Below are 7,808 nucleotides of genomic sequence, written 5' to 3'. Positions count from 1 at the left end.
AGTACACACAAGCGGCCGACCACCACCGGCACACCCTCGACGACCGCACCCGCGTCCTGGGCCCCGACCACCCCGACACCCTCACCAGCCGCAACAACCTCGCCAACGCGCTGAACGCGATGGGCCACTGCGAGCAGGCGGTCGACCTGCACCGCCAGACCGTCGACGACCGCGCCCGTGTCCTGGGCGCCGACCATCCTCACACCTTGGCCAGCCGCAACAACCTCGCCTTCGCCCTGGACGGGATGGGGCAGTACGCGCAGGCGGTCGACCTGCACCGGCAGACCCTCGACGACCGCGCCCGTGTCCTGGGCCCCGACCACCCCCACACCCTCGGCAGCCGCCACAACCTGGCCGACGCCCTCGAAGGCCTGGGCCACTACGCGGAGGCGGCCGACCTGTACCGGCAGGCCTTCACCGCCTACCTCCGCGTCCTGGGCCCCGACCACCCGAACACCTTGGGCAGCCGCCACAACCTGGCCATCGCCCTGGAGGGCATGGGTCAGTACGCGCAGGCGGTCGACCACCACCGGCAGAACCTCGCCGTCCGCACCGGCCTCCTCGGCCCGGACCACCCCGACACCCTGCTCAGCCGTGACAGCTTGCAGGCGGCGCTGGCTGCCTCACGCTCAGCACACCGGCTGCGAGACCGCCGGCTGCGGCACAGGGCCATCACCGACTGAACAGTCACTCACCGGACAGCTCCGCCGAGCGTGGCGCATCGGCGCACCGGCGCATCGGCGCACCGGCGGAAGTGGATGCCGGTGACGCCGCGTGGGTCCGGGCCCGATCCAGGCGGTCCTGGGGTTGTTCGGTGCTGGTGAGGGGCCAGCCGAACAACGGTGTGCGGCGGTCGAATGGCTCAGGGCGCGGCCGGGACGGGCCATTGGGGCAGCGGTCCGAACCCTGCGAGGGGAGGGCTCGGGCCGTCCCGCGTCCGCGCACAACCACCCCCGAGAGGCTGGAGGAGAGCCATGCACGGACGACATCACACCCGGCACCTTGAGGCGATAGCGGCACGGCGCTCTCCGCAGGTCTCGGTACCCGGCCCGGCCGCGGAGGTGATCACGGCATGACGTACCCGGCGTACGAACCGGGTCCGCCCCTGCCGCCGGAGCCCTCCGAGCCGCCGCGGCCCCCGGCCCCCGCCGACCCGCCGACCTGGGACCGGGCGACCAGTTCGTCTCGACGACCAAGTCCGGCGTACGCGAGGCGTTCCGGCCGGTCGTCCGACGGTGACCACCCGCCCGGCCCCTTCAGTCACGCCCGCCGCATCCGCCGCAGCGCGACCTGGGCCGGGAGGACCGTGGCCGCCGTGGCGAGCAGCAGACAGCCGACCACCACGCCCCCGACCCAGGGCCAGGCCACCGACAGCTCGACCGGCAGCCCCAGTTCCCGGCGCAGCCCCTGAGCCATGCCGAACAGGGCGGGACCGGCCACCGCCAGGCCCAGGACGGCGCCCAGGGTGGCGACGCAGCACGTCTCGGCCACGAGCGTCAGCAGCACCTGGCGCGGTGTCGCACCGGACAGGCGCAGGACGCGGAGGTCCCGTACCCGGCCGGCGGTCGCCGTCAGCACGGTGGAGGCGACGGCGATCGGGCAGCAGGGCCGAAGTGCTGTTTCCTGTAGGTGAGTTCGTCGTGGTCATGCCTTCAAGGCAACGACGGGAGCACCGCCCGGCACATTGCCGCCAGGGCGAGAGCCGATACTCCACCTGGCACTACTGCCATCGCCACCCGGCGCGGCTACGGTCGACCGCGTGACCACCCCGCGAACGATCCTGGAGGCCCTCACCCGCAGCCCGTTGGGGTTCCTGCGCACCGTCTGGCCATGGCGTGCCCTGGGGTATCTCCTGTCCGGCGGGGTGTTCGCGACGGGCGTCTACCTGGGTGTCGGCGGACTGTTCAGCGCGCCCATCGGCACGATCGCCAGGGTGCTCTGCGCGGGGGCCGTGGTGGTCTTCGCCGCCGCCCTCGCGGGGCCCCTGGAGCGGCGTCGCCTCTCCCTCGTCGACGCCGGCGAACGGCTGGAGTCGCCGGGCGGTGCACGGGCCGTCGGCTACGGCGTCGTATCGGTCCTGGCGGTCGGCTGGCTGGACCTCGCCGTGGCCCTGGTCTCGCTCGGCATCCCGGGCTTCCTGCTCCTGACGCCCTTCCAGCCCACCGCCGTGCCCTGGCAGACCGTGGCGGGCCCGGTCGCGGGTGCTCTGCTGCTGCCCGTGGCCGCGTATCCCATCGGGGCGTGGGCCGCCGTCCGTGCGGCGGTGGGCCGTGCCGTGCTGTTCCCGAAGGACCGCGAACTGCGCGAGGTCGTACGGTCCCGGGCCCGCCTCGTCGACGCCTTCGAGACGGAACGCCGCCGCATCGAACGCGACCTGCACGACGGTGCCCAGCAGCGGCTCGTCGCCCTCACCATGAAGCTGGGCCTGGCCACCCTCGACCTGCCGCCCGGCAGCGCGGCGGCGCGGCAGGTCGGCGAGGCCCACGCCCTCGCCAAGGAGGCGCTCACCGAGCTGCGCGAACTGATCCGGGGCATCCACCCGCAGGTCCTGACGGAACGCGGACTGCCCGCCGCCGCACGGGACATCGCAGGGCGCTGCCCGATCCCCGCCGACCTCGACCTGGACCTCCCGGGCCGGCTGCCGGCCGCCGTCGAGCAGACGGCGTACTACGTGACGGCCGAGGCCCTCACGAACATCACCCGGCACAGCGGTGCCGACCACTGCCGCGTCACCGCCCGCTGCCACGACGGGGTGCTGCGCCTCGACATCGAGGACAACGGCTCCGGCGGCGCCGACCCGGCTCGCGGCACGGGCCTCGTCGGCCTCGCCGACCGGATCGCCGCTGCCGACGGCAGAATGCTCCTGTCCAGCCCGCCCGGCGGACCCACACTGCTGAGAGCGGAGATCCCGTGCGCCGGCCCACCTTCCTGAGAGCGGAGACCTGATGCGGCAGTCCCTCCGCATAGTGCTCGCGGAGGACGCGGTCCTCCTGCGCGAAGGTCTCGTCCATCTGCTGGAGCGCTTCGGCCACCGGGTGCTCGCCGCCGTGGGCGACGGCCCGGCCCTGCTCGCCGCCGCCCGGGAACACCGCCCCGACCTGGTGATCACCGACGTGCGTATGCCACCGGGCCAGACGGACGAAGGCCTGCGCACGGCCCGCCTGCTCCAGGCCGAGCAGCCCGGGCTGGCGGTCCTCGTGCTCAGCCAGTACGTCGAGCAGACCTTCGCCGACGAGCTCCTGGACGACCGCAGCAGCAGCGTCGGAACGGGCTACCTCCTCAAGGAACGCGTCGGCGATGTCGAGGAGTTCGCCGACGCCGTCGCTCGTGTCGCCGCCGGTGCGACGGTCGTCGACCCGGACGTCGTGCGCCAGCTCCTCGCCCGCCGCCGCGATCCCCTGGACCGGCTCACGCCCCGCGAACGCGAGGTCCTCGCCCTCATGGCGGAGGGCCGCTCCAACGCGGCGATCGCCCGCCGCCTGGTCGTCACGGACGCGGCCGTCGCCAAGCACATCGCGAGCATCCTCCAGAAACTGGACCTGCCCCCGTCCGCCCCCGACGACCACCGCCGCGTACTGGCCGTACTGGCCTACCTGCGCGCCTGACTCGGCACCGGCCCGCCGGTCGAGGGCCTCGGCCCCGCCCGCCGCACCCGAACCCGCACCGCACGCACCCCCAGGAACACCAGCAGCCCGAACGGCGACAGCAGGATCGTGAGAACCAGCAGCGGTCCCATCAGCAGGGCGGGGATCTCCAGCCGCCGGCTCTCCCGGTACATCCACTGCCCGATCAGCAGATCCCAGGCGATGACCTGCGCCCAGACGGCACCGGCCCCGTCCGGGAGGGCTGTCAGCTCGCGGAAACTGCCGAGGTCCGGGTTGCTGACCGCGGTCCACAGCTCGGGGAACACCGGTACCGCGAGCGCGACATACACGAAGAGCACCGGCAGCACGGTCAACGGTGACCCGGCGATGCGAGCGGTCGGCCCCCACGCCGGCGCGAAGATCATGAGCAGCCAGACGGGCGCGGCCAGGAGGAAGGAGAGCTCGAAGAGGAATCCGGTCATGCCACGAGGTCCTTCGCGTCGGGAGCACCTGCCGCGTCCGTCACCCCGTGTGGAGGAGAGGTCCGGCTCGTCCGCAGAGCCCCGTACACCCCGAGAACGACGGCGAACAGGAGCAGCCCGGCCGCCCCCAGCGTCGCCTCGTCCGGACGGAACAGCGGCTGGCCGCGCAGCGCCTGCCAGAGGAGCAGCGCGAAGACGGCCGCGTACGCGCCCGAGGCGAGCAGGACGAGTCGCAGCCGGACCCGCTCGTCGGCGAGACGGGCGAAGCGGGGTGCGAGGACGGTCAGCACCATGAGGAGCAGCGGCAGGAGTTGCAGCGCGTGCATGCCGAAGAAGTGCGGGATGCGCAGATCACCGCCGGTCGTGGACCAGCCGGTCAGCGGCATCGAGGGACCCCCGTCCGGCACGCCCACGCTGTGCGCGCCGACCACCTTGGAGACGCCGCGCTCCTGCCCCGGCGCGGGCTGGGTCATCAGGAAGCCGACGGCGGCCCCGGCCAGCGCCAGCAGGCTCCCGGAGCGCATCGCCCAGGCGGACACCCGGTCGGCGATCCGGGCGCGCAGCAGCAGCACGGCGACGACGAGCGTGCCGGCCCACAGGACGACGACGGTGACCGCCATCGCGTTGAACAGCGCCTCGTCGAACGGTGTTTCATGGTTGAAGTGGCTGCGCTTGCCGCGGACGACCTGCCCGGTGATGATCACCATCTCGACGAGACTCGCCAGCGCGACGACGGTCCCCGCCCACCAGCCCACGCGCCGCCGGTCGGGCAGCAGCGACAGCATCCAGGCGAGCGACAGGCAGTACGCCACGAACGACACCGCGAACTTGAACGGCTTGGCCCAGATCGGGGCCCCCACCAGGACACGGTCGTCGACCACGATTCCCACCGCGGACACGACCGCCATGACCGCCATCGCGGCCGAGAACACCACCAGCGGCCGATGCCAGGACGTACGTAAGAACACCATGCCCACCCCTGCGTCAGATGAATCCCTAAGTGGATAGCGGCACTATCCGCTATCAGATAGCCCCACTATCTATCATGGGAGCCCGGTCGGCAAGGGCCGGCCCCACGGGCAGGGCGGATTTCGAGGAGTGAACCGGCGTTGCGCATCGGAGAGTTGAGCCGGAAGACCGGGGTGCCGGTGCCGACGATCAAGTACTACGTCCGTGAAGGGCTGCTCCCCGCGGGCGAACTGACCAGCCGCAACCAGGCGAGCTACGACGAGACACACGAACGCCGGCTCCGGCTGATCCGCGCCCTGCTCGACGTCGGCGGCATGAAGGTGGCGGAGATCGCGGACGTCCTGGCGGCCGTCGACGACCCGGACCGCCCCCTGCACAAGGTGCTCGGCGCGGCAGCCGACCGCATGGGCGGCACGGCGGCCGACCAGGACGACGCCGAAGCGGCGACCGCCCGCACCACCGTGTCCGACCTCATCTCCCGACGCGGCTGGCGCACCCACGCCTCGAACCCCGCCGCCGCCGACCTCTCCAGAGCCCTGGCCGCCCTGACCCGGCTCGGCCACGGAGCCTTCGCCGAACTCCTCGACACCTACGCAGAAGCCGCCGAGCAGGTGGCCCGGGCCGACCTCGCGTACGTGGACCGGCGGGTCGCGGTCGAGGACATGGTGGAGGGCGTGGTCATCGGCACGGTCCTGGGCGAGGCGGTGTTCAGCGCACTGCGCCGCCTGGCCCATGTCGACGCCTCGGCCAGGCTGTACGGGGCGCAGGGGGCGCCGCGGGGCGGGGAGGGATAGCGGAGGCCCCCCAGCCCAGTCGGCACGCTGCTCTTCCCGACTCCCGGTGCACTGCGCCGGAGGGTCGTTACCGTGTACTCCCTATGGACATACGCGGGGGCTTACGGGAGTGGTGGGAGCGCGGTCGGGAGCTGGGGGCGGCCAATCCGCTTGTCGTCGACATCGGTGTCGCGCTCCTGGTCCAGGCCGCGATGACCATGCCGTTCGTCGTGCCGCGTGCGGCCGGGGCGCCGCCGGCGACCTGGGCCGCGTACGGGCTCAGCACGCTCACCGTGCTGCCCCTCGTCTGGCGGCGGCGCGCCCCCGTCGGCGTGCTGTTCGCGGTGCTGGCCGCCAGCGGGCTGTACCGGCTGACCATGGACGGGCCCGGGCAGCCGCTGCCGTACACCGGGCTCGTGGTCGTCTACACGATTGCCGCGCTGTCGCCCGCGCGCAAACGGCTCGTCACGGGGCTCGTGCTGCTGGTCGCCGTGCCGGTGGGGGTGTGGCTCAACACCCGGTCGGCCCGTGAACTGACCTTCTCCGTCTTCGTGCTCGCCGCCGCCTATGTCCTCGGGCGGCTCACCGACGCCCGTCAGCGGGCCCACCGCGTCGAGGCCGAGCAGGCCGCCGCGCGCGAACGGGCCAGGATCGCACGGGAGATGCACGACATCCTCTCCCACGCCGTGAGCCTGATGATCGTGCAGGCGGAGGCCGGGCCGGTGGCCGTGCGGGCCGCGCCGGAACGGGCCGAGGCCGCCTTCGACGCCATCTCCGCGACCGGGCGGGACGCCATGGAGCAGTTGCGCCGGATGCTGGGTGTGCTGCGGGTGAGCGACGGTGTCCCCCTGCGCGAACCGCAGCCCGGGGTCGCGGAGTTGGCCGGTCTGTGCGACCGGGTGCGGGCCGGGAGTGGGCTGGATGTGGTGTACCGGACCGCGGGGACCGTCCGGCCGGTGCCGGGGGCGGTCGGGGCGACCGTCTTCCGGGTGGTCCAGGAGGCCCTCACCAATACCGTCCGGCACGCCGGCGCCCGTACCGTGACCGTACGACTGACCTATGGGGACGACGACTTGAGCGTGTGCGTGACCGATGACGGGCGTGGTCCGCAGACCGGGGGCGCCGGTCGCCGGGGCGGGCACGGGCTCGTCGGGATCCGGGAGCGGGCGGCGGCGCTCGGAGGGAGCGCGATGACCGGGCGGGGAGCGGACGGGCGGGGGTTCGAGGTGCGGGTGCGGATTCCCGTGGCGGCCACGGTGGAGGCCGGGCGGTGACGATCCGGGTGGTGGTCGCCGACGACCAGGAGCTGGTGCGCAGCGGCTTCGCGCTGATCCTGGACGTCCAGCCGGACATCGAGGTCGTCGCGGAGGCGGGCGACGGGGCCGAGGCCGTGGAGGCGGTGCGGCGGCACACACCCGATGTGGCGCTGCTCGACGTGCGCATGCCGCGCATGGACGGGATCGAGGCCTGCCGTGCGATCAGCGCCGCGAGCGACTGCCGGACGGTGATGCTCACGACCTTCGACTCCGACGAGTACGTGTACGACGCGCTGCACGCGGGCGCGAGCGGCTTCCTGCTCAAGGACGTCCGCCGGGACGATCTCGTGCACGCGGTACGGGTCGTCGCCCGGGGCGACGCGCTGCTCGCGCCCTCCGTGGCCCGGCGTCTGGTGGAGCAGTACACGCGCTCCACGAGGCACGCGCGGCCCGCCGCCCGGCTGGACGTGCTGACCGGGCGGGAGCGCGAGACGCTGCTGCTGCTCGCCCGGGGCCTGTCCAACGCCGAGATCGCCGCGGAGCTGGTGGTCAGCGACCACACGGTCAAGACGCACGTCGGCAACGTCCTGGCCAAGCTCGGCCTGCGCGACCGGATCCAGGCCGTGATCTGCGCGTACGAGACCGGACTCGTCGCGGCCGGGGATCCCCCGCCCGGGGGAGCGGACCGGGCCCGCCCCTCCCCCACGTCGGCGAGGAACTGACCCTCCGAGACCGCCTGCGCGG

9 protein-coding genes are annotated in these 7,808 nt (G+C 73.3%); 6 read left to right on the top strand and 3 right to left on the bottom strand.

What is annotated here, in order from left to right:
• A partial coding sequence (locus AC07F0_RS05110) for a tetratricopeptide repeat protein (protein ID WP_478974389.1) occupies positions 1-683 on the top strand: 683 nt, incomplete at its 5' end.
• Positions 684-1,260: 577 nt separating this feature from the next.
• Here the strand turns inward: AC07F0_RS05110 and AC07F0_RS05105 are convergent.
• Positions 1,261-1,596: an FtsX-like permease family protein gene (locus AC07F0_RS05105; protein ID WP_478974965.1), complete on the bottom strand. Its 336-nt coding sequence runs from the start codon at positions 1,594-1,596 to the stop codon at positions 1,261-1,263.
• 163 nt (positions 1,597-1,759) lie between these two features.
• Here AC07F0_RS05105 and AC07F0_RS05100 point away from each other — a divergent pair, with 163 nt between their 5' ends.
• Positions 1,760-2,932 carry a sensor histidine kinase gene (locus AC07F0_RS05100; RefSeq protein WP_478974386.1) on the top strand — a complete coding sequence of 391 codons (1,173 nt, stop codon included), beginning with the start codon at positions 1,760-1,762 and terminating at the stop codon, positions 2,930-2,932.
• A 13-nt stretch (positions 2,933-2,945) separates the two neighbouring features.
• Entirely contained in the window at positions 2,946-3,605 is a 660-nt protein-coding gene (locus AC07F0_RS05095; RefSeq protein WP_478974383.1) for a response regulator, read from the top strand.
• On the opposite strand, the gene AC07F0_RS05090 is transcribed toward AC07F0_RS05095, so the two are convergent.
• Positions 3,590-4,066, bottom strand: coding sequence for an ABA4-like family protein (locus AC07F0_RS05090; protein ID WP_478974380.1), 477 nt, complete (start codon positions 4,064-4,066; stop codon positions 3,590-3,592). The two genes, AC07F0_RS05095 and AC07F0_RS05090, sit on opposite strands and share 16 nt — an antisense overlap.
• Positions 4,063-4,983, bottom strand: coding sequence for a hypothetical protein (locus tag AC07F0_RS05085; RefSeq protein ID WP_478974962.1), 921 nt, complete (start codon positions 4,981-4,983; stop codon positions 4,063-4,065). The genes AC07F0_RS05090 and AC07F0_RS05085 overlap by 4 nt, the downstream gene beginning before the upstream one ends.
• A 192-nt stretch (positions 4,984-5,175) precedes the next feature.
• On the opposite strand from AC07F0_RS05085, the gene AC07F0_RS05080 reads away from it, so the two are divergent.
• From AC07F0_RS05080 to AC07F0_RS05070, 3 genes are all read left to right on the top strand, one after another.
• A complete protein-coding gene (locus AC07F0_RS05080; RefSeq protein ID WP_478974377.1) occupies positions 5,176-5,829 on the top strand; it encodes a MerR family transcriptional regulator in 654 nt (217 codons plus the stop codon).
• Between the two features lie 83 nt (positions 5,830-5,912).
• Positions 5,913-7,082 (top strand): sensor histidine kinase, encoded by a 1,170-nt coding sequence (locus AC07F0_RS05075; RefSeq protein ID WP_478974374.1) that lies wholly within the window; start codon positions 5,913-5,915, stop codon positions 7,080-7,082.
• Positions 7,079-7,786 (top strand): response regulator, encoded by a 708-nt coding sequence (locus AC07F0_RS05070; protein ID WP_478974371.1) that lies wholly within the window; start codon positions 7,079-7,081, stop codon positions 7,784-7,786. The genes AC07F0_RS05075 and AC07F0_RS05070 overlap by 4 nt, the downstream gene beginning before the upstream one ends.
• Positions 7,787-7,808: the final 22 nt, after the last annotated feature.

Source organism: Streptomyces sp. NPDC045955, assembly GCF_056430805.1.
The sequence above is the reverse complement of the archived record's forward strand: the minus strand, read 5'-3'. Positions and strand labels throughout refer to the sequence as shown.

What these genes read in the sequence shown, in the direction of transcription:
- AC07F0_RS05095 (WP_478974383.1), top strand. Translation starts at nt 2,946, where the DNA reads ATGCGGCAGTCCCTCCGCATAGTGCTCGCGGAGGACGCGGTCCTCCTG.
- AC07F0_RS05075 (WP_478974374.1), top strand. Translation starts at nt 5,913, where the DNA reads ATGGACATACGCGGGGGCTTACGGGAGTGGTGGGAGCGCGGTCGGGAG.
- AC07F0_RS05090 (WP_478974380.1), bottom strand. Translation starts at nt 4,066, where the DNA reads ATGACCGGATTCCTCTTCGAGCTCTCCTTCCTCCTGGCCGCGCCCGTC.
- AC07F0_RS05085 (WP_478974962.1), bottom strand. Translation starts at nt 4,983, where the DNA reads ATGGCGGTCATGGCGGTCGTGTCCGCGGTGGGAATCGTGGTCGACGAC.